The sequence below is a fragment of the Actinomadura chokoriensis genome (assembly GCF_039529475.1).
GTDB lineage: Bacteria > Actinomycetota > Actinomycetes > Streptosporangiales > Streptosporangiaceae > Spirillospora > Spirillospora bangladeshensis.
The window spans coordinates 415,190-439,000 of record NZ_BAAAMW010000004.1; the positions used below are offsets into that span (position 1 = coordinate 415,190).

The 23,811-nt window shown below is 70.0% G+C and carries 25 protein-coding genes; 9 read left to right on the forward strand and 16 right to left on the reverse strand.

What is annotated here, in order from left to right; genetic code table 11:
- Window positions 1–36: 36 nt before the first annotated feature.
- Window positions 37–183: a hypothetical protein gene (locus tag ABFX46_RS12610; RefSeq protein ID WP_346042028.1), complete on the reverse strand. Its 147-nt coding sequence runs from the start codon at window positions 181–183 to the stop codon at window positions 37–39.
- A gap of 247 nt (window positions 184–430) precedes the next feature.
- Between ABFX46_RS12610 and fxsT the strand changes: the two genes are divergently transcribed.
- Window positions 431–2,965, forward strand: a complete 2,535-nt coding sequence (gene fxsT / locus ABFX46_RS12615; protein WP_346042029.1) for an FxSxx-COOH system tetratricopeptide repeat protein — start codon at window positions 431–433, stop codon at window positions 2,963–2,965.
- Here fxsT and ABFX46_RS12620 read toward each other — a convergent pair.
- Both ABFX46_RS12620 and ABFX46_RS12625 read right to left on the reverse strand, forming a co-directional pair.
- Entirely contained in the window at window positions 2,896–4,179 is a 1,284-nt protein-coding gene (locus ABFX46_RS12620; RefSeq protein ID WP_346042031.1) for an FxsB family cyclophane-forming radical SAM/SPASM peptide maturase, read from the reverse strand. The two genes, fxsT and ABFX46_RS12620, sit on opposite strands and share 70 nt — an antisense overlap.
- Window positions 4,180–4,256: 77 nt before the next feature.
- Window positions 4,257–4,802: a GNAT family N-acetyltransferase gene (locus ABFX46_RS12625; protein WP_346042032.1), complete on the reverse strand. Its 546-nt coding sequence runs from the start codon at window positions 4,800–4,802 to the stop codon at window positions 4,257–4,259.
- A 218-nt stretch (window positions 4,803–5,020) separates the two neighbouring features.
- On the opposite strand from ABFX46_RS12625, the gene ABFX46_RS12630 reads away from it, so the two are divergent.
- The 3 genes from ABFX46_RS12630 to ABFX46_RS12640 all read left to right on the forward strand — a co-directional run bounded on the left by ABFX46_RS12630 (window position 5,021) and on the right by ABFX46_RS12640 (window position 9,571).
- The gene (locus ABFX46_RS12630) at window positions 5,021–7,756 is read left to right on the forward strand and encodes a helix-turn-helix transcriptional regulator (RefSeq protein WP_346042034.1); all 2,736 of its coding nucleotides are present in this window, start codon (window positions 5,021–5,023) and stop codon (window positions 7,754–7,756) included.
- Between the two features lie 151 nt (window positions 7,757–7,907).
- Window positions 7,908–8,864 carry an alpha/beta hydrolase gene (locus ABFX46_RS12635; RefSeq protein ID WP_346042035.1) on the forward strand — a complete coding sequence of 319 codons (957 nt, stop codon included), beginning with the start codon at window positions 7,908–7,910 and terminating at the stop codon, window positions 8,862–8,864.
- A complete protein-coding gene (locus ABFX46_RS12640; protein WP_346042037.1) occupies window positions 8,861–9,571 on the forward strand; it encodes an alpha/beta fold hydrolase in 711 nt (236 codons plus the stop codon). The genes ABFX46_RS12635 and ABFX46_RS12640 overlap by 4 nt, the downstream gene beginning before the upstream one ends.
- Window positions 9,572–9,602: 31 nt before the next feature.
- Here ABFX46_RS12640 and ABFX46_RS12645 read toward each other — a convergent pair whose 3' ends face one another.
- Window positions 9,603–10,346, reverse strand: a complete 744-nt coding sequence (locus ABFX46_RS12645; RefSeq protein ID WP_346042038.1) for a class I SAM-dependent methyltransferase — start codon at window positions 10,344–10,346, stop codon at window positions 9,603–9,605.
- Between the two features lie 9 nt (window positions 10,347–10,355).
- Window positions 10,356–10,784, reverse strand: coding sequence for an MmcQ/YjbR family DNA-binding protein (locus ABFX46_RS12650; protein WP_346042039.1), 429 nt, complete (start codon window positions 10,782–10,784; stop codon window positions 10,356–10,358).
- Window positions 10,785–10,838: 54 nt separating this feature from the next.
- Between ABFX46_RS12650 and ABFX46_RS12655 the strand changes: the two genes are divergently transcribed.
- On the forward strand, window positions 10,839–11,801 hold the full coding sequence (locus ABFX46_RS12655) for a threonine ammonia-lyase (protein WP_346042041.1): 963 nt from the start codon (window positions 10,839–10,841) through the stop codon (window positions 11,799–11,801).
- A 58-nt stretch (window positions 11,802–11,859) separates the two neighbouring features.
- Here the strand turns inward: ABFX46_RS12655 and ABFX46_RS12660 are convergent, their stop codons facing one another.
- Complete coding sequence (locus ABFX46_RS12660; protein ID WP_346042042.1) at window positions 11,860–12,813, reverse strand: hypothetical protein; 954 nt, start codon at window positions 12,811–12,813, stop codon at window positions 11,860–11,862.
- 174 nt (window positions 12,814–12,987) lie between these two features.
- Here ABFX46_RS12660 and ABFX46_RS12665 point away from each other — a divergent pair, with 174 nt between their 5' ends.
- Window positions 12,988–13,485, forward strand: a complete 498-nt coding sequence (locus tag ABFX46_RS12665; RefSeq protein ID WP_346042044.1) for a MarR family winged helix-turn-helix transcriptional regulator — start codon at window positions 12,988–12,990, stop codon at window positions 13,483–13,485.
- On the opposite strand, the gene ABFX46_RS43490 is transcribed toward ABFX46_RS12665, so the two are convergent.
- From ABFX46_RS43490 to ABFX46_RS12680, 4 genes are all read right to left on the reverse strand, one after another.
- Window positions 13,373–13,831, reverse strand: coding sequence for a nitroreductase/quinone reductase family protein (locus ABFX46_RS43490; protein ID WP_428831248.1), 459 nt, complete (start codon window positions 13,829–13,831; stop codon window positions 13,373–13,375). The two genes, ABFX46_RS12665 and ABFX46_RS43490, sit on opposite strands and share 113 nt — an antisense overlap.
- A complete protein-coding gene (locus ABFX46_RS12670) occupies window positions 13,828–14,592 on the reverse strand; it encodes an SDR family NAD(P)-dependent oxidoreductase (protein WP_346042045.1) in 765 nt (254 codons plus the stop codon). Before ABFX46_RS12670 ends, ABFX46_RS43490 begins: the two co-directional genes overlap by 4 nt.
- A 14-nt stretch (window positions 14,593–14,606) precedes the next feature.
- On the reverse strand, window positions 14,607–15,728 hold the full coding sequence (locus tag ABFX46_RS12675) for an alkene reductase (RefSeq protein WP_346042047.1): 1,122 nt from the start codon (window positions 15,726–15,728) through the stop codon (window positions 14,607–14,609).
- Between the two features lie 93 nt (window positions 15,729–15,821).
- Window positions 15,822–16,871 (reverse strand): zinc-binding alcohol dehydrogenase family protein, encoded by a 1,050-nt coding sequence (locus ABFX46_RS12680; RefSeq protein WP_346042048.1) that lies wholly within the window; start codon window positions 16,869–16,871, stop codon window positions 15,822–15,824.
- Between the two features lie 122 nt (window positions 16,872–16,993).
- On the opposite strand from ABFX46_RS12680, the gene ABFX46_RS12685 reads away from it, so the two are divergent.
- On the forward strand, window positions 16,994–17,584 hold the full coding sequence (locus tag ABFX46_RS12685; protein WP_346042050.1) for a TetR/AcrR family transcriptional regulator: 591 nt from the start codon (window positions 16,994–16,996) through the stop codon (window positions 17,582–17,584).
- A 229-nt stretch (window positions 17,585–17,813) separates the two neighbouring features.
- Here ABFX46_RS12685 and ABFX46_RS12690 read toward each other — a convergent pair whose 3' ends face one another.
- Window positions 17,814–18,164, reverse strand: a complete 351-nt coding sequence (locus ABFX46_RS12690; RefSeq protein ID WP_346042051.1) for a hypothetical protein — start codon at window positions 18,162–18,164, stop codon at window positions 17,814–17,816.
- A 501-nt stretch (window positions 18,165–18,665) separates the two neighbouring features.
- Window positions 18,666–19,181 carry a DUF2199 domain-containing protein gene (locus tag ABFX46_RS12695; protein ID WP_346042053.1) on the reverse strand — a complete coding sequence of 172 codons (516 nt, stop codon included), beginning with the start codon at window positions 19,179–19,181 and terminating at the stop codon, window positions 18,666–18,668.
- A gap of 263 nt (window positions 19,182–19,444) precedes the next feature.
- Between ABFX46_RS12695 and ABFX46_RS12700 the strand changes: the two genes are divergently transcribed.
- Both ABFX46_RS12700 and ABFX46_RS12705 read left to right on the forward strand, forming a co-directional pair.
- The gene (locus ABFX46_RS12700; RefSeq protein ID WP_346042054.1) at window positions 19,445–20,107 is read left to right on the forward strand and encodes a hypothetical protein; all 663 of its coding nucleotides are present in this window, start codon (window positions 19,445–19,447) and stop codon (window positions 20,105–20,107) included.
- Between the two features lie 671 nt (window positions 20,108–20,778).
- Window positions 20,779–21,123: a tyrosine-type recombinase/integrase gene (locus ABFX46_RS12705; protein WP_428831249.1), complete on the forward strand. Its 345-nt coding sequence runs from the start codon at window positions 20,779–20,781 to the stop codon at window positions 21,121–21,123.
- Between the two features lie 87 nt (window positions 21,124–21,210).
- Here ABFX46_RS12705 and ABFX46_RS12710 read toward each other — a convergent pair whose 3' ends face one another.
- From ABFX46_RS12710 to ABFX46_RS12725, 4 genes are all read right to left on the reverse strand, one after another.
- On the reverse strand, window positions 21,211–21,648 hold the full coding sequence (locus tag ABFX46_RS12710; RefSeq protein WP_346042055.1) for a hypothetical protein: 438 nt from the start codon (window positions 21,646–21,648) through the stop codon (window positions 21,211–21,213).
- Window positions 21,649–21,914: 266 nt separating this feature from the next.
- Window positions 21,915–22,352 (reverse strand): DUF7662 domain-containing protein, encoded by a 438-nt coding sequence (locus ABFX46_RS43495; protein ID WP_428831242.1) that lies wholly within the window; start codon window positions 22,350–22,352, stop codon window positions 21,915–21,917.
- 170 nt (window positions 22,353–22,522) lie between these two features.
- The gene (locus ABFX46_RS12720; RefSeq protein ID WP_346042058.1) at window positions 22,523–23,101 is read right to left on the reverse strand and encodes a hypothetical protein; all 579 of its coding nucleotides are present in this window, start codon (window positions 23,099–23,101) and stop codon (window positions 22,523–22,525) included.
- 52 nt (window positions 23,102–23,153) lie between these two features.
- Complete coding sequence (locus ABFX46_RS12725) at window positions 23,154–23,585, reverse strand: hypothetical protein (RefSeq protein WP_346042060.1); 432 nt, start codon at window positions 23,583–23,585, stop codon at window positions 23,154–23,156.
- Window positions 23,586–23,811: the final 226 nt, after the last annotated feature.

A 23,811-nucleotide genomic window follows, 5' to 3' on the forward strand; every position in this document is an offset into this window, starting at 1 on the left:
GGAACAGGCGCCGAGCGGAGCCGGGGCCCCTCGCGGCTAGACCCTGTTGTCGAAACCGGCGCCGTCGAGCACGGGCCCGACCGGGACGATCACCTCCATGACCGCGTCCGCGAGAACGGGGTTGTCATCCGGGCGGAGCAGGTCGGCGGTCAAGTCCCGGGTGTCGATGGTGATTGGCGGCATGGTCTCTCCCCAATGACTCCGTGGCACGGCCCGAGGCCGTCCCCGACAATATAACCACAGGGCGGTCGGCTTTTCTTTGTGTTCCCGGACCTAATGGTGTATGGGGAATGACCGAATCAAATGTGTCGTGTGACGCAGGTTGCGGAGAATTTTTCCCGGCATCGCCCGGCACTATAGATGAATGCGCTGACCAGACATAGGCTTACCGGTGGTGAGCAGTGCCGAGCCTGAGTCGGAGGCGGGTCGAGTGTCCGGAGAAGAGACGGCTGTCGGAAGTCCGCTGATCCGCCCTTCGCAGATCTGGGGAAACGTTCCGCCGCGCAACAAGAACTTCACCGGCCGTGAGGAACTCCTCGCGTCGCTGCGCGAGGGCATCACCGACAGGGTGACCGCCGTGGTCCCGCAGCCGCACGCGCTGCACGGCCTCGGCGGTGTCGGCAAGACCCAGACCGCGGTGGAGTACATCTACCGCTACGGGCACACCTACGACGTCGTCTGGTGGATTCCCGCCGACCAGCAGTTCCTCGTGAAGGCGGCGCTGGCCACGCTCGCTCCGAAGCTCGGGCTGCCCACCGCCGCCGTGAGCGGGATCGAGGACGCCGCTCGGGACGTCCTCGACGCACTGCGCCGCGGAGAGCCCTACCACCGCTGGCTGCTGGTCTTCGACAATGCCGACCAGCCCGAGGACCTGTTCGACATCATTCCGCAGGGCCCGGGGCACGTGCTGATCACGTCCCGGAACCACCGCTGGGCGAGCCTGGTGGACGCGGTCCCGGTCGATGTGTTCCGCCGCGACGAGAGCGTCGAATTCCTCCTCAAGCGGGTGCGCGCCGGAATCGGCGAAGAGGAGGCGCGCGAACTCGCCGAGCAGCTCGGCGACCTGCCGCTGGCGCTGGAGCAGGCCGGCGCTCTGCTGTTCGAACGCGGGATGACCGTCGCGGAATACCTGGAGCAGTTGCGCGAGCGCACCAGCCAACTGCTCTCCCAGGGGCGCCCGGTCGAATACCCGGTGCCGATGACGGCGGCGTGGAGCGTCTCGGTGGCCAACCTCAACGAGAGCCTTCCCGAGGCGGTCGACCTGCTGCGCATTTGCGCGTTCTTCGGTTCCGAGCCCATTCCCCGGGACGTTGTCAGTCGGTCTCCGGACGGTCTCCGACCGCAACTCGCGGCGCTCATCGGCGACACGATCCGGCTGGGACGGGCGTTCGGTGAACTGGGCCGGTACGCGCTCGCGCGGTTGGACATCCAGGGGCGCACCATTCACGTCCACCGCCTCGTTCAGAAGCTGGTGCAGGACGAACTGTCGCCGGAAGAGCAGCGCGAGATTCAGCACGAAGTCCATCTGCTGCTGGCGGCCTACAACCCCGGCGACCCGGACGACGACTCGGTCTGGGGCGACTACGGCAAACTGCTCGGGCATCTTGCCCCGTCGCGGGTCTCCGAATGCCGTAACCCGGCCGTCCGCGCGTTCGCCATCCGGATGCTGCGCTTCCTGTTCAGCTCCGGCGACTACGACTCGGCCCGGAAGGTCGCGGAGGACTTCATCGAGAAGTGGAGCGCCGATACGGGATCGGAGCATCCCGACGTCATCCGGGTGAAGCTCGAACTCACCAACACCTTGCGGGAACTCGGGGAGTACGACACCGCCACCAAGTTGAACGGCGAGGTGCTGTCGACGGCGGAGAAAGTCCTCGGCCCGGACGACTCCGTCACGCTCTGGTCGCTGCGGGGATCGGCGGCCGACCTGCGGGCCGCCGGCGATTTCCGGGAGGCGCTGAAACGCGACGAGGAAGCGCTGCGCCGCTATGAGGAAAGGTACGGTCCCGACCATGCCGGGACCCTCCGCGCCGTCAACAACCTCGCCCTCGACTACGGTCTGATAAGCGACTACAAAAGGGCCCGCGAACTGCACAACCGGTCGTATTCCGGCTGGCAGGACCGCGACGCCAAAGTGGTCAGGGCCAGTGTCCTGAACGCGTTGAGCGGGCTGGCCAGGGCCGTCCGGCTGTCCGGGGAGTACTCGGAGGCGTGCGACCTCGGGGCCGACGCCTATGCGATCGGCCAGCAGTTCCTCGGTGCGGAGCACAACTGGACGCTGCGCACGGGTAAGGACCTGTCGATCGCGCTTCGCAGGTACGGTGAATTCGACCAGGCGGAGGAACTGGCGACGCAGGTGCAGGAGCGCTGCGTCCGGCTGCTCGGCCCCAATTCGCCGGACACGCTCGCCGCCGCCGTCTGCCTGGCCAACCTCTGGCGCACCACGGACCGGCTCGACGAGGCCACCGGGCTGGTCGCCGACTCGGCCGCCCGGTACGCGGAGGTCCTCAGCCCCGACCACCCCTACACCCTCGCGTGCCTGACCAACCTCGCCGTCCTGCGCCGCATCCAGGGCGACGTGGAGGCGGCGCGCAAGCTGAACGAGCGCGCCCTGGCCGGCCTGGACGCCAAACTCGGCCGGGACCACGACTACTCGCTGACGGTCGCCATCAACCTCGCCACCGACCTCGTGGCGCTCGGCGACCTCGAGGCGGCCTGCCGGCTCGGCGAGGGCACGCTGCGGCGGCTCCGCGCCCTGTTCGGCGACCTGCACCCGCTGACGCTGACCGCGGGCGCGAACCTCGCCGCCGACCTGGAGGCCGTCGGCCGGACGGAGGAGGCGGAGGAACTGGTCGAGCGCACCCGGACCGGCTACCGGCGGACGCTCGGCCTGAATCACCCGGACGCGGTCGTGTTCCAGGAGGGCCGGCACTTGGACGCCGACTTCGACGCGCCGCCCATCTGATCCCGCCGCGCCCTGATGTCGGCGATGTCGCGCGACACCACCCCGTGGATGTGGGTGATCAGCCGCTGGAGGTCGTGGCAGTAGACGCTCGGATTCCGGAACCCGGTGCCGCTCCGGTACCGGTGGGAGTAGTGGCCGGCCCCGCAGACCTTCCGGAGCCGGCACTCCCGGCATTCGTCGGCGAGCGCGAGCTCCCTGATCTGCCGGGCGGCGATCGAGGGGTGCATCAGCGCGGTCTCGAACGGGTCGCGGGACACGTGCAGCGTCGTCCCGGGCGCGCCCTCGTAGGCCGATTTGAGGGTGTCGACCTGCTCGATCTGCCCGTTGGTCTCCACGACCACGATCGCGACGGGCGACAGCCCGACCGCCTCGCCGGTGGAGGCGCGTCCGAGCAGCAGCCGCAGGACGTCCTCGAAGAGCCGCACGACGGTGCGCTTCTCCGGTGACCCGTACCAGCGGTCGAACACGGCGACGAGCCAGTCGCCGTAGGGCGTGGACGCGTCGGGCGGCCGGCCGGGCGGGGGAGCGTCCCAGTTCCCGTGGGGGAGCAGGAAGCTGATGCCGGGCGGCGCGAACTCCAGCATCGCCTCGTAGGTCTTCTCCGGGTCGTTGGCCAGGTCGACCGTGCTCAGCAGCCCGCTGAACAAGTGCCGGTACCGGTCGGCGCCGATCCTCAGCAGCCCGTCCCGGACGGCGTGGAAGCTGCCGTGCCCGTTGGCCGTCCTGCGGTGCCGGTCGTGGCCCTCCTCGTCACCGTCCAGGCTGACCCCGACGTGGACGTCGTACTCGTCGAACAGGTCCAGGAACGGCGGATCGAGCAGCACGCCGTTGGTCTGGATGTTGAAGCGCACGTCGACGTCGGGCGCGCAGGCCTCCCGGACGGTCTCGATGGTGTACCGCAGATGCTCCACCCCGGCGAGGAGCGGTTCGCCGCCGTGCAGGGTGACGTCCACCCGGTCGAGCAGCTTCGCCCGCGCGTGCTCGGCGATGCGCCGCGCCGTCCAGTCGACGGTGGGCCTGGCCATCTTCCGCGGCTGGCGGCGCCAGCTCTGGTCGGCCATCTCGTACATGTAGCAGTAGTCGCACGCCAGGTTGCAGCGGCTGTGGACCTTGAGGATGAACTCCCGGAACGGCGTCGGCCGCCAGCCCCGCCCGAGGAGCGCCTGGACGTCGAGGGTCTCCGGCCATTCGCTGCCTTCGGGGCCGTCGGCCACGCTGATCGCTCCCTGACCCAGGATCGGGCTGCGGCATATGAGGGATTCTGGGCTGATATGTACTTATCTCAAGATCGCTAAACGTCCTTCCGGAGGCCGTCTCCGGCCAGCAGTACCCACGTCTCGTGCTCGCGCCACTCTCCCTCGATGCGGATGCTCTTCGGCGCGGCTCCGGCCGGCCGGAACCCCGCCCGCTCGACGACCTTCCGGGACGCCGCGTTCCCCGGCTGGACGTCGGCGTCCAGCCGGCGGAGCCCCAGTTCCCCGAACGCGTACCGCACCGCCAGCCGCACGCCCTCGCCCACGTACCCGTGCCCGGACGTCGCCGCGAACCCGCCGAACCCGAGCCAGGCGCGCGGCCCGCCGGCGCGCCGCCCGTCCACGATGCCGTTGATGTTCACCAGCCCGGCCAGCTCCCCGGTGCCGTTCAGCACCACCACGAAGCCGACGGCCCGGACGCCGTCGAAGCGCGCCAGGTACTCGCCGAACTCGGCGGCGCTCGTGGGCGCGTAGATCAGATGCCGGTGCAGGCCCGCGCTCTGCCTGGCCGACCTGACGAAGGCGTCCTCGTCCTCGGCCGCGACCGTCCGCAACGAGACCCGTGCTCCGACCAGCATCGCCATGCATGGAACCTAACCGGCGCACCGCCGGATGCCGGGCACGGTGGCCGGGACGGCCGATGCCGGACGGTCGGTACAGGTCACCGTATTCCCACAAAGTCGCCATGACCGGGTATTGCGGGCGGGTCGGCCCGCGTGGTTCGAGAAAGATGGATGGGTGCGGGCGGGCACACGTGGCGGGTGCCCGCGGCCGGCTGACCGAGTGGCGGTGGGAATTCGTGTTGCGAGGCCGACGCGGTGAATGCGCCGAGATCGACGGGCTGCTGGAGGCCGTCCGGAGCGGGGAGAGCCGGGCACTGGTGCTCCGCGGCGAGGCCGGCGCGGGCAAGACCGCGCTGCTGGAGTACCTGGTCGACCGGGCGCCCGGGTTCCGGATCGTGCGCATCACCGGCGTGCAGTCGGAGATGGAGCTCGCCTTCGCCGGCCTGCACCAGCTGTGCGCGCCGATGGCGGACCGCTTCCAGCGCCTGCCCGCCCCGCAGCGCGACGCGCTGCGCGCCGCGCTCGGGCAGAGCGCCGGGCGGGCGCCCGACCGGTTCCTCGTCGGCCTCGCGATCCTCGGCCTGCTCGCCGACGCCGCCCGCGAGCAGCCCCTCGCCTGCGTGGTGGACGACGCGCAGTGGCTCGACCGGGCCTCGGTGCAGGCCCTCGCGTTCGCCGCCCGGCGGCTGCTGGCCGAGTCGGTCGCGATCGCCTTCGCCGCCCGGGAACCGGACGAGGCGCACGAGCTGACCGGGCTGCCGGAGATGGCCGTCGGCGGGCTGCCCGACGCGGAGGCGCGGGCGCTGCTGCGGTCCGTCGTCAGCGGCCCCTGGGACCCGCGGGTCCTCGACCGGGTCGTCGCCGAGGCGCGCGGCAACCCCCTCGCCCTGCTGGAGCTGCCGAAGGAGTCCACGCCGGCCGAGCTGGCGGGCGGGTTCGGGGTGCCGACCGCCGCGGGCCTCGCCGGCCGCATCCAGGAGGTCTACGAGCGCCGCGTCGCCGGGCTCCCGCCCGCCACCCGGCGGCTGCTGCTCGCCGCGGCGGCCGAACCCGGCGGCGAGCCGGTGCTGCTGTGGCGGGCCGCCGACCGGCTCGGCATCGACATCGAGGCCGCGACGCCCGCCGAGGCGGCCGGGCTGATCGAGATCGGGGACCGGGTGCGGTTCCACCACCCGCTCGTCCGGTCCGCCGTCTACTGGGCCGCGCCGCCCGAGGACCGGCGCGGCGTCCACCGCGTCCTCGCCGAGGTCACCGACGCGCGGGCCGACCCGGACCGCCGCGCCTGGCACGCGGCGCAGGGCGCCCCGGCACCGGACGAGGACGTCGCGGCCGAACTCGAGCGCTCCGCCGGACGGGCGCGGGCCCGCGGCGGGCTGGCGGCGGCGGCCGCCTTCCTCGCCCGGGCGGTGGAGCTGACGCCCGACCCCGTCCGGCGGCAGGAGCGGGCGCTGGCCGCCGCGTGGGCGGCGCACCGGGCGGGCGCGCCCGACGGTGCGCTGCGGCTGCTGTCGGTCGCCGAGGCCGCCCCGCTCGACGCGCGGCCGCGCGGCGAGGTCGACCTGCTCCGCGCCGAGATCGCCTTCGCCGTCGACCGGGGCCGCGACGCGCCCGGCCTGCTGCTCACGGCGGCCCGCCGGCTCACCCCGCACGACGTCCGGCTGGCGCGCGACACCTACCTGGAGGCGATCAGCGCGGCGCTGTTCGCGGGCCCGCTGGCCGACGGCGCCGGGCAGGCCGAGACGGCCGCGGCCGCCCGCTCCGCGCCCCGGCCGCCCGGCCCGCCGCGCCCCGCCGACCTCCTCCTGGACGGCCTGGCGCTGCGGATCGGCGAGGGCCTCGCCGCCGGGCTGCCGGTCCTGCGGCCCGCGCTGGAGGTGTTCCGCGGCCCGGACCTCACCGAGGAGGACGGCCTGCGCTGGCTCTGGCTGGCCGGCGTGACCGCCTCGACCCTGTGGGACCACGGCGCCTGGAGCGTGCTCGCGTCCCGGCACGTCCGCCTTGCGCGCGAGTCCGGCCAGACCGCCGCGCTCCCCCTCGCGCTGACCCAGCAGATCGCCGTGGACGTGTTCGCGGGCGACCTGGCCGGCGCCGCGTCGCTGGTCGAGGAGGTCGCGACGGTGTCGGAGGCGATCGGGATCCCCGTCCCGCCCTACGGCGGCCTGCTGGTCGCCGCCTGGCAGGGCCGCGATGCCGAGCTCACCGGGCTGCTGCGGACCGTCGCGGCGGAGGCGCGGCGCCGGGGCGAGGGCAACGGGCCGACCGTCGGCGCCTGGGCGAAGGCCCTGCTGTGCAACAGCCGCGGCCGCTACGCGGAGGCGCTGGACGCGGTGCCGGACGCCGCCGAGGACCGTCCGGCCGACGTGGGCACCGGGCCCTGGGCCCTGGCCGAGTACATCGAGGCGGCGACCCGCGGCGGCCGGTCCGCCGAGGCCGCCGTCGCCCTCCGCCGGCTCGGCGAGGCCGCCCTGCCGGCCGGCACCGACTGGGCGCTCGGCGTCCACGCCCGCGCGCGGGCCCTGCTGAGCGAGGGCACCGCCGCCGAGGACCACTACCGCGAGGCGATCGACCGGCTCGGCCGCGCCGGCGTCCCCGGCGAACTCGCCCGCGCCCGCCTGCTGTACGGGGAATGGCTGCGGCGCCGGCAGCGCCGGCGGGCCGCCCGGGAGGAGCTGCGCGGCGCCCACGAGTCGTTCACCGCGATGGGCATGGCGGCGTTCGCCGGACGGGCCGCCGACGAGCTGCAGGCCACCGGCGAGCACGTCCGCCGGCGCGCCGCCGAGACCGTCAGCGAGCTGACGCCGCAGGAGGCGCAGATCGTCCGGCTCGTCCGGGAGGGCCTGACCAACCCCGAGATCGGGGCGCGGCTGTTCATCAGCCCGCGCACCGTCGAATGGCACCTCCGCAAGACGTTCGGCAAGCTCGGCATCACCTCGCGCAGGCAGCTCCAGCGCACCTCCACCACCGGCAGGGCCTGACCCCGGGGGCCGGCGCCCCCCCCGTGTCCGCCCCGTGGCCGGCTAGGGACCGGCTAGGGACAAGGCCCGTGCACGACCCTGGTGCCCCGCGACCCTCCGTCCGGCGACCGTTGTCGGTAACGGCTCAATCACGGAGGAGGCGAGGGGGAGCATGAGCAACCACATCCTGGAGCCGGCCGCCCAGGAGTTCGCCGAGGCGACGTCCAGGCCGCCGTTCATCTACGAGCTCGGCCCCGAGGGGGCCCGCAAGGTCCTGGACGACCTGCAGTCCGCGCCGGTGCCGATGCCGGACGTGGACGACGCGTGGATCACCGTCCCGTCCGAGGCCGGCGACGTGCGGGTGCGGATCGTCAAGCCCGCCGGGGCGTCCGGGATGCTGCCGGTCGTCCTGTACGTCCACGGCGGCGGCTGGGTGCTGGGCAACGCGGGCACCCACGACCGGCTCGTCCGCGAACTGGCCGCCGGGACGGGCGCCGCGGTCGCGTTCGTCGAGTACGACCGGTCGCCCGAGGCCCACTACCCGGTCGCGATCGAGCAGGCGTACGGCACCGCCCGGTGGATCAGCGAGCACGGCGCCGGGGAGGGGCTCGACGCCTCCCGCATGGCGGTCGCCGGCGACTCCGTCGGCGGCAACATGACCGCCGCGCTGGCGATCATGGCCAAGCGGCGGGGCGATGTCCGGTTCGTCCACCAGTCGATGTACTACCCGGTGACCGACGCGGGGCAGGACACCGGCAGCTACCGGGAGTTCGCCGACGGCCCGTACCTGACCGCGAAGGCCATGGCCTGGTTCTGGGACGCCTACACCATGGACCCCGTCCAGCGGACCGAGATCACCGCCTCCCCGCTGCGCGCCACCCTCGACGACCTGCGCGGACTCCCGCCCGCCTTCCTGATCGTCGACGAGAACGACGTGCTGCGCGACGAGGGCGAGGCCTACGCGCGCCGCCTCACCGAGGCCGGCGTCCCCACCACCAGCGTCCGCTACAACGGCATCCTGCACGACTTCATGATGCTCAACAACGTGACCGAGACCCGCGCCGCCCGGGGCGCCGTCGCCCAGGCGATCGACGTCCTCAAGACCGCGCTCGGAAAGGCGAACACATGAGCAACGACCGACCCGTCATCGTCCTGGTCCACGGCGCCTTCGCCGAGTCGGCCAGCTGGAACCGCGTCATCCGGCGCCTGAACGACCGCGGCCACGACGCCGTCGCCGCCGGCAACCCGCTGCGCGGCGTCCCCGGCGACGCCGCCTACGTCCGCGACGTGATCGCCGGCCTGAACCGCCCGGTCGTGCTGGCCGCCCACTCCTACGGCGGGATGGTCATCACCGAGGCGGCTTCGGGGAACCCGGCCGTCCAGTCCCTGGTCTACATCGCGGGCTTCGCGCCCGACCGGGACGAGACCGCGTTCCAGCTGTCGGAGAAGTTCGAGGGCAGCACGCTCGGCGCGGCGCTGGAGTCCTACCCGCTCACCGAGGGCGGCAACGACCTCCGGATCGCCTCGGACAAGTTCCACGCCCAGTTCTGCGCCGACGTCGGCGCCGACGAGGCCGCGCTGATGGCGGCGACCCAGCGCCCGGTGACCGAACGCGCCCTGACCGGGCCCCTCACGGTGGACGAGCCGGCGTGGCGCGAGAAGCCGTCCTGGTTCATCCTCGGCTCCGACGACCGGAACATCCCGGCGGCCCTGATGCACTTCATGGCCGACCGCGCCGGGTCGCGCGGCACCCGCGAGATCCCGGGCGCCTCCCATGCCATCGCCGTTTCGCAGCCCGACGCGGTGGCCGACACGGTCTTGGAGGCATGCGCCTGACGGATTCGTCCGTCCGCCTGCGGCCCGGCCTCTACTCGCCGGGCCGCGCCTCGTGGCCGGGGGTGCCGGGCTTGCGTGCGAGGACGAGCCGGTATCGCGGGCCGCCGTCCTCGCGCCGTCCCAGGTCTGCCAACGGCGCTGTCGTCACCGCGAACCCGGCTGCGGCCAGATCGCGCCGGACCGCGCCCAGCGGGCAGGTGCGGTAGTACATGACGAACGGGGGACGCCACAGGGCGTTCCTGACCCGCATGGCCAGGTCGAACCCGAGCAGGGCCCAGTACCAGCCCGAGGCGGGGGACGGCGGCGCGCCGATCGGGAAGGCGAACAGCCCGCCGGGCCGCAGCGCGCGGTGCACTCCCGCGAATACTGCGGGCCGTTCGGCGGGCAGCACATGCCCGAGCGCTCCGAAAGTGACGGCGAGGTCGAACTCGTCGTCGAAAGTGAGGGCTCGGACGTCGCCGCGCACCCACTCGGCGTCGGGGTGCGCCTTACGCGCTTGCGCGAGCATTCCGGCGCTGAAGTCGACGCCCGTGTTCCGTCCTTCGCAGAGCGGTTTCAGGACTCGCATGCCCGCCCCGGTACCGCAGCAGACGTCGAGCCCGTCTTTGAAGGGCCCGAGCGAACGCAGCGCGCCCGCGGTCGCGTCGAGAATGCCGTCAGGCGTCCGGAACGGCGTGTGGTCGAACTTCGGAGCGAGCAGGTCATAACCGTGCTCGACCGACGACAGCGCCTGAACCGCCAGTTCACGCAGGGAGGGACCTTGAGCCGAGAACACCGCCCAAGGCTACTTGCCCGGCCCGTGGCGGGAGAGCCAATCGGCGGCTCGGCGGGCCGACGCGCGCGACAGCCATGCGTCCTGGACGATCTCCGCCAATTCCCCGCGGCTGAGCTCGCCGATGCGGCTCGCCCGCAGGAGCACGGACAGATGGCCGTTGAAATGCGCCGTGGTGAAGAACGGCGACGTCCCGTCCTGCACGAGGGCCTGTTTATCGTCTTCGGACGCGACCCAGAAGACGATCACGTCGGGGTACCGTTCCCAGGTCTCCGGATCGACCGCGTCGGGGCGCGGCGTCCGGAAGAAGACGAACGACTTTCCGCCCACCTGGTAGACCGGCCGTTCTTCGGTGCCGGGGTAGATGGTGACGTGCGGCATGGCGAGCGCGAGTTCATGCACGTCCTCGACCCGCGCGGGCCGACTCCCGCCGTCCGACATGAGCCCAGCCTAGGCGGTGCGCATTCGGGTTCCCATGGGATACGTTTTCACCCCGTGCTCAAGACGCGCCTTGATCTCGACCGGATCCGTACCGCCCGCCGCGTGATCGACCCGGTGTTCCTGGACACTCCGCTGTACCGATGCGACCCCCTGGGACGCGCGCTGGGCTGCGCGGTGAGCATCAAACTCGAGACTGCCAACCCGGTCCGCAGCTTCAAGGGGCGGGGGACCGAGCTGGTCGCGAGCGGACTCGAAGACCAGGGCCGCAAGGCGGTCGTGTGCGCCAGTGCCGGCAACCTCGGCTGGGCACTGGCATGGTCGGGCCACCGCCGCGGCATGGAGGTGACGGTCGTGGCCTCAGACCGGGCACCCGCCGCGAAGCTCGACCGGATCCGCGCCCTGGGAGCCGAGTTGGAGCTGGTTGACGGCGACTTCGACATGGCGCGGGAACGGGCGGCGGCCATCGCGCGGCAGCGGGGCGTCCGGCTGGTCGAGGACAGCTCGGACATCGAGACCTGCGAGGGTGCCGCGACCATCGGCCTGGAACTGGCGGAACGGGCGGACTCCGTCGACGCCGTCCTGATCGCGTTGGGAGGCGGCGCCATGGCCACCGGCGTGGGCCACGTCCTCAAGACGCTGGCACCCGGAACCGAGGTCATCTGCGTCCAACCCCACGGCGCACCCGCGATGACGCGCTCCTGGCATCAGCGCCATGTCGTCACCACCGACTCCACCGACACCATCGCCGACGGTGTCGCCGGACGGCATCCCATTGCCGCCGTCCTGGACGACCTCCTCCAGGTCGCCGACGACGCCGTCCTGGTCCAGGAATCGTCCATCATCGCGGGCATGCGGATGCTCTGGGAGCACGCGGGCGTGGTCGCCGAACCCTCAGCGGCCCTCGGCGTCGCCGCCGTCCTGGAAGACCGTGACCGCTTCGCGGACCGCCACGTGGTCACCATCATCTGCGGCGGCAACGTCAATCTGCACGACTACCACCACTGGGTACGCCCCTGAGCGTTCGTTCGCCGGACGCTTCTCTCGTTGTGCGCTGCAGGCGTCTCACATCTCGTGTTCAGCTCTGCTGGTACTCCACTGCCGCGAGCCCGCATTGCGTGTGCACGAACAGGTAATAGGCGCCTTCGCCGTAGTCGAACAGGTCTGCCCCACCGACCAGGCCGACGTAATCCATTGCCATTCCGCACTTCGGGCAGTCGGTGTAGGCGGGGTCCTGGATCCAGTCGGGGCATCCGCCGAGGGTGGACCCCTCCCGATCCCAGGCGCTGGCAAGGTGGGGCGTGGGCCGCCGCTCGCCGGGCGTGAACCTGATCCGCGGCGGCTCCTCGGCCCCTCCGCCGGGCAGATACTCCGGACGTTCGTTATGCGCAGACCACGTCGCGCCCCCGTCGTCGGTGACCTCGCAGTAAGTGGTGCCGTAGCAGGAACATAGGTGGCAGGTGGCAATGCGCAGCCTGCCCTGCCAATGAGTGTGCGCCAGTGCGTCGGCAACTCTGGGGTCGGCGGTGTCGAGGTCCAGCGCGGCCCACAATGGGCTTCCGCACCAGGGGCAGGTGTCTCCGGTGCGGTCGTCGCCGCCCTGCTCCGGGACGAGGCGATAGGCGCTGGCGCCGCAGAGTTCACGGACACCGTCCGCCGACAGTTCCCAGCCGCCATCGCGAATCAATGCCGCCACACCTCGCTGGTAGGGGTCGAAGTCGGGCGCCGTCGGCGGTGACTCCGTCCAGCGGCGGAATGCCTCCTCCGCGACATGGCCGCGTGTCTGCGCCAGCACGTACGCCAGCCTGCCCGGCCATTCGGAGCCGCCCGACTCGATCCGGGCCACCACCGCACGCTGGAACTCTTCGTCCGCGCCCCGGTACAGGGCGGACTCCCGCCAGAACGCACCGGCGTTCATCAGCCGCAGGTGGTACGGGGCCAGCGCGTCAGGGTCGGCCGCCGCGATGTCGGCCAGTTCCTCGACGGCGTCGTCATCGCCGGATTCCACCCGCGCCACAAGACCTTCGATCATGGCGCGACGGTACCCGAGCCTGGCGACATCGTTAGGCACGGCTCCACCCGCCAGCCCGCATTGCGTTTGCACGGAGGTGGAGCGTGGGCCGCTGCTTCCCGGGCGCGAGCCTGACCGGTGGCGGCCCGACCTCCGAGGGCCTGGCCGGCGATCGGCCTCGGTAATCTCGAGACCGTGGCGGAGACAGCGGGTGCGGCGGACGGGCCGTCGGAGGGCTCGGTCGCCGGCCTCGGTCCCATCAGCCATTCGATCTTCCGCGTCGCGCGGCTGCACAAGGCGTTCGCGGGCCGGCTGCTCCGCGACGTCGGCCTCTATCCCGGCCAAGAGCTGCTGATGATCCAGCTGTGGGATCGCGGACCGCAGCGGCAGGTCGACCTCGTCCGGACCCTGGAAACCGACGCGCCCTCGGTGGCACGGTCGGTCCGCCGGCTGGAGGCGGCCGGGTTCGTCCGGCGCACCCCCAGCCCCACCGACAAGCGGGTGACGATCATCGAGGCCACCCGTGCCAGCCTCGCGCTGAAGCAGAGCGTGGAGCGGATCTGGGCCGAGCTGGAGTCGCTCACCGTCGGCGAGATGGACGCCGCCGAGCGGGACCGGGTGCTGCACGCGCTGCACGTCCTGGAAGGCAACCTGACCGCCGCCGAACAGCGGGATCCGGACCCGCCGGCCTGACGGCGGGCCCGGTCCGCGACACGGCTCGGCTTCCGGGCCCGCGGCGCACGAAGCGGATCACCGGCAGCGGCCGCGGCGCCCTGGCCTGGTAGGACGCGAAAACGGGCGTCATCTCGACGAACCGCGCGAACGCGGCCTCGCGCTCCTGGCCGGCCAGTTCGACGGCGCGCACCGGAACGGTGGCGATATCGCCGTCGATCGCGGCCTCGATCTCTGTGTCGGGGTGAGCGCGCAGGTCGACCGTCCAGGCCGGGTCGCGCGGCGCACCCTTCGCGGACCCCACCACCAGCCAGCCGTCGTTCCGCCGGGCCGTGCTCCGCGCCGGAGCACGGCCCGCCGAGGTCAGTTCATGAACATGCCGCCGTCGACGTTCAGCGTCTGGCCGGTCACGAAGTCGGCGTCCGGGGACGCCAGGAAGAAGATCGGCCCGACGAGGTCGCCGGCGTGCTGGTCCCGCTTGAGGGCGCGGCCCTCGCGCTGGGACGCGATGAGCTCCGGCGGGAAGTTCTCCAGCACGGGCCCGGTGAGTGTCAGGCCGGGGGTCAGCAGGTTGACGGTGATGCCGTCCGCACCGACCTCGCGTGCGAGGCTGCGGGTGAACCCGACGAGTCCGGCCTTCGCCGTGACGTAGTGGACCTGCCCGGGGACGCCGGGGAACATCGACGCCGACCCGACGTTGACGATCCGGCCCCAGCCGCGGCCTCTCATCAGGGGCAGCAAGGCATGAGTCACCAGGAAATAGCCGGTCAGATTGATGTCGATCACCGTGCGCCAGCGGTCGGGGCTGGTGTCCTCGAACATGTCGAACGGGAAGAATCCGGCGACGTTGAGGAGCACGTCGACGCCTCCCGACCGGCGAGCGGCGTCGGCGATCGCCTGGACGTGCTCCTCGTCGGCGATGCTGCCCGCGACGGTCACGAGCGACTCGTCCGCGCCGCCAAGATCCGCGCGGAGCCTGCCGAGTGCGGCGGCGGACAGGTCCGCGGCGATCACCCGATCGCCGTTGCGCAGGAATCGGCCGACGAGAGCGGACCCGACTCCTCCGGCCGCGCCGGTGATGACGACGACCCGTCCGGTGCCGTGGTCAGTGCGTGCGGTGGTGTTCATAGCAGTGTCCCTTGTCAGGAGGAGGCCCCGGCCGTCGGCGCGGGCCGCAGGGAGGGGTAGTCGGTGTAGCCCGCGGCGTCGCCGCCGTAGGCCCTGCTCAGGTCCGGTTCGCGAAGGGGCGCGCCCGTCTCCAGCCGGTGCGGCAGATCGGGGTTGGCCATGAAGAGGCGGCCGAAGGAGACCAGGTCGGCGGCACCCTCCTCGATGAGCGAGAGGTGTTCCGGCCCGGTCCGCGACCCGGGAGTGGCCGGGTTCACCATGAACACGCCGGACCACCGCGCCCGCAGGACGGACGTCAGCCCGGGATCCGTGGACTCCAGCACGTGCAGGTAGGCCAGGCCGAGGCCGTCCAGCTCGTCGACGAGCTGGACGTACGTCTCGGCGTGATCGCGCTCCTCGATGTCGTTCAGCGGGTTCGCCGGGGAGATCCGCAGCGCGGTGCGACCGGCGCCGATCTCCCCGGCCACCGCGCGGACGGCTTCCAGCGTCAGGCGGATCCGGTTCTCCGCCGGCCCTCCCCACTCGTCCTCGCGCCGGTTGGCGTTGGTGGAGAGGAACTGGTGGAGCAGGTAGCCGTTGGCGCCGTGCAGTTCGACACCGTCGAAGCCGGCCGCGATCGCGTTGCGGGCGGCCGAGGCGAAGTCCGCGACCGTCTCCCAGATCTGCTCGCCGGTGAGCGGCACCGGCTCGACGAAGTCCCGCAGCCCGCCGGCGGTGAAGATCTGGCCTTCGGCACGGACCACCGACGGACCGACCGGCACGGCAGGCGAAGAATAGTTGTCCGGATGACCAATCCGCCCCGTGTGCATCAGTTGCGCGACGATCTTCCCGCCGGCGCCGTGCACGGCACCGGTCACCCGGCGCCACGCCTCGACCTGGGCGGCACTGTGGAGACCGGGCGTATCGGGGTAGCCCTGGCCGATCCGGCTGGGCTGGACGCCCTCGGTGACGATCAGCCCCGCACCGGCCCGCTGCGCGTAGTACTCGGCCATCAGCCGGGTGGGACTCTCGTCCGGCCCGTACGCGCGGCTGCGCGTCATCGGCGCCATCACGACCCGGTTCTTGAGCGTTCCGAACCCGACCTCCATGCTCTCGAACGGGTTCACGCGGGCTTGGCCTTCGATGGAAGCAGTCATGCCGCCGTCCTCATTTCTTGCTCGACTCACTGAACAGTTAGCCGAACAAGTACCTTGGGCGAATGATTCCCGATCGGACGGGTGCCGCTCCGGTCAGACGGTGACGACGAGCTTCTTGGCGGAGACCCCGTCCCGAAGTTGCCGGAGTGCGTCCGGGATGCGATCGAGCCCGTGGCCGACGACGACCGCGTCCGGCGCGGCCCGGTAGGCGCCCGTGGCGAGAGCGGTCGGGAGGAAATCGGCGTAGATGGCCGGTCCGACCTCGTTGTCCTTGAGCGTGCCGCCCCAGATCCCGCTCACCCGTACGCCGGGCCGCCGTGCGCGCGGCCCCCGCAGGCGCGTGACCCTTTCGGGCTGGGCCGAGGTGACGCGCTTGCCGCCGGACGTACGGGACGCGATCTTGACCGCCGCCGCGAGCGACCCGGCCCCGATCGCGAGCGTGCCGGCGAGAGGGCTGCCGCCGATCCGGTCCACGATCTCCTTGACGGCGCTGCGGCTGCGGCGGTCGACCGCCTCGACCGCGCCCAGCGAGCGGAGGTAGTCGAAGTTGTGCGGAGACGATGTGGCCACGACCCGGTAGCCGGCGTTGCGGGCGAGCTGGATCGCGTTGCTCCCGACGCTCGGCGAACCACCCCACACCAGCACGGTCTCCGTCCGCTCAACGGGATCGGCGGCGGGCAGCGCAAGCCCGAGGTGGTCCTGCTGGAACAGGCCGGTCGCGGCGGTCGAGAGCGTCAGCGGCAGCACGGCCGCCTGCTCGAAGGGCAGCGAGTCGGGGATGGCGGAGACCATGTGCTCCATCAGCACGACGTAGCGCTGGAAGGCGCCCTCCGCCGCGCGGTTCTGCGACTTCTCGACGCCGAACGCGTGCCCGAGGACGCGGTCCCCCGGCCGCAGCCGGGTCACGTCCGCGCCGACCTCGACGATCTCGCCGGCGACGTCCGAGCCGATGACGGCCGGGAACGTCAGCCACGGCAGGACCGCGCGATACAGCAGGCCCGGGATGCCGTCGATGGGATTCACGGCGACCGCCCGCACGCGGACCACGACCTCGCCGGCCGCCGGGGACGTGTACGGGGCGGGCCCCACCTCGAACCGTCCGCCCCGCTTGGGCAGCCACAATGCGACGTTCTGCTCGGTCATCTCCGGACCTCTTCCCACGATCGCCGGGCCATGCCACCGCATCCACACGCGCGGGACGCCCGGTGTCAGAGTAGACACCGCCTACAAAGTAGTCAACGCCTACTTCGAGATACGATGGCGAGATGCCCGACCGGCCGTTCCACCATGGCAACCTGCGTGCCGTGCTGCTCGATCAGGCGGAGGCGGTGCTTCGCGAGCGCGGACTCGACGGGCTGTCCCTCCGGGAACTGGCACGGGAGGCGGGCGTCAGCCACGGGGCGCCCCGCAAGCACTTCATCGACCGCAACGCACTCCTGGACGCCTTGGCTGAACGGGGCTTCGTCCGCCTGGCCGACGAAATACACCAAGCAGCCGCGCACGCGCCCGACCACGCACACGCCCTCCAGGCGGCGGGCTCCGCGTACGTGAGGTTCGCCGTCAAAGAGCCGGCGCTGCTGGACCTGATGTTCGCAGCCAAGGTGGACGCCCCTTCCGAGGCCGTCCGAACCGCCGCGGAACGCCTGTTCGCCGCGATGGCCGACATCATGAGCGCGGGTGTCGAAGCAGGCGTTTACGACGCGAGCGATGTAGACCGATTGACCTTGGTGCTGTCCGCGACCGTGCAGGGCACCGCGTCACTCATCGCATCTCGACGGATCACCACGTCCCAGGGCGAGGGCCTCATCAAGGACGCGATCACCCTCTTCCTCGCAGGCGCCTCAACCGCCCACTGAGGACGGTCGTATGCCTGGCTTGCGAGAATCATGCGAGCACGGGGTGGCACGCGTCCGCAGTTACCCCTGAATAGAATGATTACCACTGCCGATATCTGCGATTTCTTAAAAGAAATATCGAGTGCAGACTCCGGCTCCCCGTGGGACTGAGTTCGCCGCTCATCGTTCTAGGTCTACCGGGCGATCTGCGGCTGTGACCCACAGCCGCAGATTGCTGAATGAGTATGTGTTAGTTGTAGTGGGCGAACTCTGTGTAGTCGTTCCAGATCCAGCCTTTGACGCCGGTGCAGCAGTCCGAGTGCCACCACAGGTTGCCGGCGTTGTTCACGCACCGCTTGTCGATCCGGAAGAGCGTGCCGGACTTCCAGGTGGCAATCACCGAGGAAGACCCCGAGTAGCTGGTGTGCACCTTCGCCGAGCCGACGATGACCCGGCGAATGTGCGGAGTCCAGTCCGAGCAGGAAGCCTGGACGCCCTGCTCGCTCGCCGCTGCGCTTGGAATGGCGAACGCAACAGGGGCCATGGTCGCCGTAATCACCGCGGCCGCCATGGCCATGACACGGTTAGCCGCCATTCGCATTTCGAGCTCCCTTCGGGGGGATTGGGTAAGTTGATCATCACCCGACCAAGATCGTCTGTCAAGACCCGATGAGAAATCTCGCCCCCGTGGCGCCTGCCCTGGCAGATGCCCTGCTGGAGGGCCAGAGGCAGGAAATCTCACTCAAAAGTCAAATTTGAGAATCTCACAAAGGAGAGGTAATGGCCGCGAGGTTCTTCCAATACACAACTGTCACGCCGTGGGTAGATTAGAGAGAAGGGTTCAAGGCCGGAATCCGATGCCCGAAGCCGTGAAACGGGCCCCCTATCCGGCACGTCGGGCCTGGACAGGGCCGCGTACCGGGTGCCGCGCCTCCGCACGACGAGGCGGCTGGAAGTCGCACAGGCGCTCCACCGAGTCAGGAGAGCGCGACGGTCTGTCACCTCAAGACAAACGACTCCAAGCGACAGCCGCCCGCCTTCGCCGGCAGCGACGGAACCCTGGCCGCCGACCCCGAGGATCCCGTCCACCGGAATGATGGGTTCATCGCTGAGGTTCCGGATGCAGAATCTGCTCCGCGAACCATTGCACGCGCTCCCGGGTGATCCCCGTCCTCTGCTCGACCGCGAGAGGGTGGTCAGTCGGTTCGAGTTCAACGAACGGGCGCTCTCCCACAGGACGGGTGTGCACGTTCGTCTTGAGGTTCAGCGTAGGACGCTCGTAAAGGAACAACTCGCTCGCCAGCCACCCGAAATAGGGCGGCTCCTGCTCCCGGTCAGGGGTTTCCCACAACTCACTCATACGAGCGAAATTCTGCGGGCTGAGCGACACCCACACAGCCCATGAGAAGACGTCCCCTCCGACGACGGGAATCTCGATGAGCCCCTTGACGAACAGGTGCTCCCCTTGGATCACGCACTGATCGGAGGTGAGTTCGCTGTCAGGCTGCGTCGCAACAGCATCGGACCAGTACGCAGGCGCGTCAGACCCATAGTGCATGGGCAATTCGTCATGCCGCTCTCCGCAGCAGGAACACATGTACCCGACATCACCGTTCATGCCGGAGATCCTAACCCGCAACCAGGTCCCTGATCGCCTCCAATGCACCCTTCGGCCACCTTCAACACGACCGTCCCGCTCGGGCGAAGAACGGCGCTGCAATGCGACGGATTCAGTGCCGGAACTCGACGCTCCTCGCTGGGAAGCAGTAGGCGAGCCCCGAAGCCCCACCGCGGTGGCCTTGCACAGAAGACACGAGGCGCCCCAGTTGGACACATCGCATCCCAAGAGCCGGTGTCCGAGGTGAACCGTAGGGTCCCAACATGAGTATGAAGCTGCTACCGGTGGACGGCGCGTGGGTCGATGCCATGATCTCGCTCGCGACCGGCCCCTGGACCAGGGAGGCCGTCGAGCGTCTGTTCGTGGACCGCGGATGGATACAGGCCGACGACGCGGGCACCGCCCGAGTGCCCTGGCAGGCGGGCGGTGAAATCTGGCCCCAATTGGACCTACCTATTGATTCCGGGCCTCTAGCCGACGACTCGGATGGCGCCGGATGGCGACTGGACCTGGGCACGCCCCCACCGGACGACGAGGCCGGCGAGGTGGACCGTCACTCCTTCGTGGCCTTCCCTTTCGCGCTCCTGTGGCCGCCGCTCAACACCGAAGAGCCCGACGATGACGAAGACGACGAAGACGATCTGCAGGAGGACTACTCGGCCGAGTGGATCCGGTACCCAGACGCCGGTCCTGCGGAGTTCGAAGCCGAGTACCACCGCGTGCGCGCGCTTATCGAGCACCGAATCGGACCGCCCACCCGCTCGGTCGGTGACATCACCATCGGATGGAAGAGAGAGATCTGGGATCGGGGAACGATGGCGCTCACCCTCTCCATCGAGGACGACATAGCGACGTACTCCTTCTACGACCACATCGCCTTCGGCATCTGGCCGACCGCTGCGGCAGCGGGCACCGAGCAGACATGAGCCCCGAGGTCAGGGAGCGGCCAGTCACCGACAGACGGCCGCTGAGTCGGCTCAGGGCAGCGGATGCGAAGGTGTCCACGAAAAGGTGGACAGATGGCGGATGCCTGGGATGGAGGAGGACTACGACCTCGTCCGCCTGTCCCGGCGCGGTACGCCCACGGAGTCGGATGGCCTTCGCTGTAGCTGGCGCCGTTTCCGCGCACCGTCCCCGACCTGGAGTCGGCGCGCTTCCATGACGTGCGGCACACCCATATCTCCCCGCTGCTCCACCTGAGCATCGCGCCAACGAACCCAGCCGTGGCACCGTCCATACCCGACGTGGCAGATGTGGTCAGTGGTCTTGCTGTGTATGCCGTCGCCCCGTGTGCCTAAGCGTTGTCCGCGAAGGGACGACCTACCAGCGGAAGGACGAACGACACTCTGCACGTTCTAGCCCTCTGCCTCGGCCTGCGCTGGGAGTCTGTCACCCCCGTCAGCTGTCGGGCCTGTGACGGTGAGCGTGGTGAGGTGGACGGCGCTGAGTGCTAGACCTGCGCCGATAGCGGAGTCGAGAACGCCATGCTCGAGTTGCGCAAACGCTCCGACGGGTCGGCGGAGCGCTGCGGTTCGTCCGTCCCAAGACCGACGACTCCGAGCGGACCATCCCGCTGCCTCCTGTCTGCATCACGGCTCTGTGCGAGCACAAGGTAAAGCAGGTGGCCGAACGGTCGGACGCCTGGGACGCCTGGGACGACTACGGCCTCGTCTTCCCGTCCCGGCCCGGTACGCCCATGGAACCGGACAACCTTCGCCGTCGCTGGGGGCGTGTCCGTGCCCTCGCCGGCCTGGAGTCGATGCGCTTCCATGACATGCGGCACACCTGCGTCTCCCTGCTGCTCCACCTGGGCATCGCGCCGAACGCCGTCCGCGACATCGTCGGACACAGCGACATCGAGGTGACCATGACGATCTACGCTCACACGTCCCTCGACGACAAGCGCTCGGCGCTCCGCAAGCTGGGGGATGCGCTCGGCTAAGAGGTTGGGTTCAGAAGCTCCGGGCTGAAGGTCGCCCGGAGCTTCTTGCCTGTTCGGACGGCGTTCACTGCTGTAGTTTGGCGGGGTTCACCCGTCGTAGGGGCGTTTGCGGGTGTGGACGGACGGGCCGTCGAGGACGGTGTCCGGGTAGCCGCTGACCTTCGGGCTGACCTGCATTTCGATCTGCTCATGGCTTCCGTCAGCGTAAGTGAGTGAAACCACGAACGTGATAAAGGTGCCGTCGATACCCGACCCGGTCCTCAGAACGCGGCCAACGTCGAAGATCACAAGACGTGAACCGCTGGACAGGAACTTCTTGCAGTTAGCATCATCCAGCCCGGAGTCCTCGTCCTGCATGGCGCAAGCCTTCGTCCAATTGCGGCGGCGAACCAGGTCGAGATAGGTGACCAGCGTCGCGCGAGCTCGTACCTGTTCTCGGCGCTCCGCGGCTTGGCCGTTGGCGGCGAGGTGCCACACCGCGATGCTCACACAGATGAGAAAGAAGATCATCAGTGTGGCGAGCACTGCGGACCGGCATGGGCGTGCCATGGGTGGTGATCTTACGTGGGTGGGAGCCGTTGAACGTGGCCGTTGCCGTCAGGGTTGCCGTCAAAGGCCCGGAACCGATTATGGTTTCGGGCTTTTTGGCTGGTCAAAGATGTGGGCAGAGGCGGGGGCGAACCGCCGACCTCGCTTTTCAGCTATAGCACCCTCCCCGCTGGGGCAGCGTCGTCCGAGGTTGGACGGCTGTCGGCGTGCGCTCGTGGTTGGGACGGTTGCCGCTGTTGCTGTCAGCCTCGGGTGGTCTTGATGAAGGTCACGCGTTGCGTGGTTAGGTTTGGGCGTGCCTGGTAGCCGGCGTCCAGCCAGACCGCTTGAGTGTGCTTCGGGTCTGTACCCCACCAAGCCGGGTGATTATGGGCGCTCCTGGGCAACGCCGCACCGATCAGCGTCGACACCTCAGCGAACGTCATGTCAATACGCTCGCGACCGTCTGACCGAAGATGACGCTCTAGCCGTTCGTACTGCTCCCGCCGGACCACGCTCCCATCATCGGTGAGCAAGCCCCGACTGTCAGCCGGTCGGGCGTCCGTTGCCTTCTGATCCGCAGCAAGATCAGCCCCGTCCAGGCATGTCCACACTTGCCCTCTGACCAGTGCGACTGCCCCCCCGAGCGTCCATACCCGTCCGAGATCATCCGAGGTTGCTGTCAGCGCTGCCGTTAGCACCCGCGCCGACCTCAACCGGTCCGGGGTGCTCGTTCGCGCGAACGGCGAGCAAGGTGTGACAGACCGTCTCGCGCGAACGAGTGCCCCGGTGCTCGGGGGACCGGGGGCTGCGAAGCCACTGCTTCGGGCACGTTCAACCGGTGTCCTCGTCGGCCTGTAGGCGCTGGTGGTCAGGACTCGGCGTCTGCGAACTCGGGCAGGCCCAGCGTCTCAAGGAGTCGGAAGAAGAGGTCCTCGACGAAGACCTCTCGACCGTCCAGAACGGCCTGCACAGCGGCGATGCTTGACGTGAACCCGGCCTCGGTCGCCCACTGCACGGCCAGTGGCGCCGCGAGGGGAGCGGGCGGTCCCACCGCATGCATCTGCTGTTCGGCCGCGCGGCGTCGGCGTTGGTAGTCCTCGCCCTCATCGGGCTGCATCTCGCCGTTCTCGTCCTCATAGAAGTACGGCCACGCCCCGGGGACGATGTGCCCGATGATGCTGTCCAGTTCAAGCCAGCCGCCCCACCGGCCCGCCTTCGGGCTGAAGCCGATCAACTGGGCGCCGTCGCTATCCATCACCACAGCGGCGAGCACGGGATGCCTGGTCTGCTCCATCACCGCGACGAGCAGGTCCTCCCACTCAGCGGGCAACGACGTCGACTCCCACCCCTCCGGGCCACGGTGGATCTGCGCCACCTGCCAGCCGTCCGAGGCTACGCCGCGCCAGGCCAGCCGGTCCGCCGACGCCCGCAGCGCGTCGAGTTCCATAATCGGGCGGCTGCTGCGCGCGACTATATACGTGCCCCAATACCCCATGGACCTATCCTGTCCGGAACCGGATAGGGCAGCGGCCAAAACAGCTGAAATCGTGCTGGTCAGTAAACGGTTGAGGCTCGACCAAGTCGACCACGTAGCGGCTCGGACTCGACGCGCCGGACATGGCCGGGAGATTCGTGCAGCGCTGAAACGAGACGGAGTCATGTGATCTCTTCAGGCTTTTTGCGTGCTGCGCTGCTGGGCGGTCGACTGGTTCGGGCCGGGCGGCCCGCAGAGGCCGCATGCCCGGCCCGAACCAGCCGGCTGCGGCCGCGTAGCGGGCGCCCTTGAAGACGTTGGACGTCACGTCCACGCCCTTGGCCTGGCATCGGTGGGTGAGGCGTGGGAGCCAGCTCGGGTTGCTGAGCTCGGTGATGAACGGCGCGGCGAGGATGATCGACACGCCGCAGTCGATGTTGCCGTAGGCGGTGTTCATCAGGCACCGGTACTCGTGGGGACGTACCTCGGCGCGGTAGAGGTCGGTGTGGCGGTCGTGCTGGTCGACGCCGAGCGAGATCAGCAGGCGCTCTGAGTATAAACGGACGTGAAAGAACCCGATGATGCATTAGTGATGGGCTAGAGGTGTCGTCTCCTGCACTGAAATATCGGTGTGCCGAACGAGAGAAAAGGTCAAGGCGGGAGGCGATCACCGGTGGCGGGCA

Excerpts from the sequence above, each read along its gene's own strand:
- ABFX46_RS12700 (WP_346042054.1), top strand. The coding sequence starts at position 19,445 with ATGAGTATGAAGCTGCTACCGGTGGACGGCGCGTGGGTCGATGCCATG.
- ABFX46_RS12640 (WP_346042037.1), top strand. The coding sequence starts at position 8,861 with ATGAGCAACGACCGACCCGTCATCGTCCTGGTCCACGGCGCCTTCGCC.
- ABFX46_RS12695 (WP_346042053.1), bottom strand. The coding sequence starts at position 19,181 with ATGAACGGTGATGTCGGGTACATGTGTTCCTGCTGCGGAGAGCGGCAT.
- ABFX46_RS12625 (WP_346042032.1), bottom strand. The coding sequence starts at position 4,802 with ATGGCGATGCTGGTCGGAGCACGGGTCTCGTTGCGGACGGTCGCGGCC.
- ABFX46_RS12670 (WP_346042045.1), bottom strand. The coding sequence starts at position 14,592 with ATGAACACCACCGCACGCACTGACCACGGCACCGGACGGGTCGTCGTC.
- ABFX46_RS12635 (WP_346042035.1), top strand. The coding sequence starts at position 7,908 with ATGAGCAACCACATCCTGGAGCCGGCCGCCCAGGAGTTCGCCGAGGCG.
- ABFX46_RS12690 (WP_346042051.1), bottom strand. The coding sequence starts at position 18,164 with ATGCGAATGGCGGCTAACCGTGTCATGGCCATGGCGGCCGCGGTGATT.
- ABFX46_RS12650 (WP_346042039.1), bottom strand. The coding sequence starts at position 10,784 with ATGTCGGACGGCGGGAGTCGGCCCGCGCGGGTCGAGGACGTGCATGAA.
- ABFX46_RS12660 (WP_346042042.1), bottom strand. The coding sequence starts at position 12,813 with ATGATCGAAGGTCTTGTGGCGCGGGTGGAATCCGGCGATGACGACGCC.
- ABFX46_RS12725 (WP_346042060.1), bottom strand. The coding sequence starts at position 23,585 with ATGAACACCGCCTACGGCAACATCGACTGCGGCGTGTCGATCATCCTC.
- ABFX46_RS12720 (WP_346042058.1), bottom strand. The coding sequence starts at position 23,101 with ATGGAACTCGACGCGCTGCGGGCGTCGGCGGACCGGCTGGCCTGGCGC.
- ABFX46_RS12685 (WP_346042050.1), top strand. The coding sequence starts at position 16,994 with ATGCCCGACCGGCCGTTCCACCATGGCAACCTGCGTGCCGTGCTGCTC.
- ABFX46_RS12610 (WP_346042028.1), bottom strand. The coding sequence starts at position 183 with ATGCCGCCAATCACCATCGACACCCGGGACTTGACCGCCGACCTGCTC.
- ABFX46_RS12675 (WP_346042047.1), bottom strand. The coding sequence starts at position 15,728 with ATGACTGCTTCCATCGAAGGCCAAGCCCGCGTGAACCCGTTCGAGAGC.
- ABFX46_RS12680 (WP_346042048.1), bottom strand. The coding sequence starts at position 16,871 with ATGACCGAGCAGAACGTCGCATTGTGGCTGCCCAAGCGGGGCGGACGG.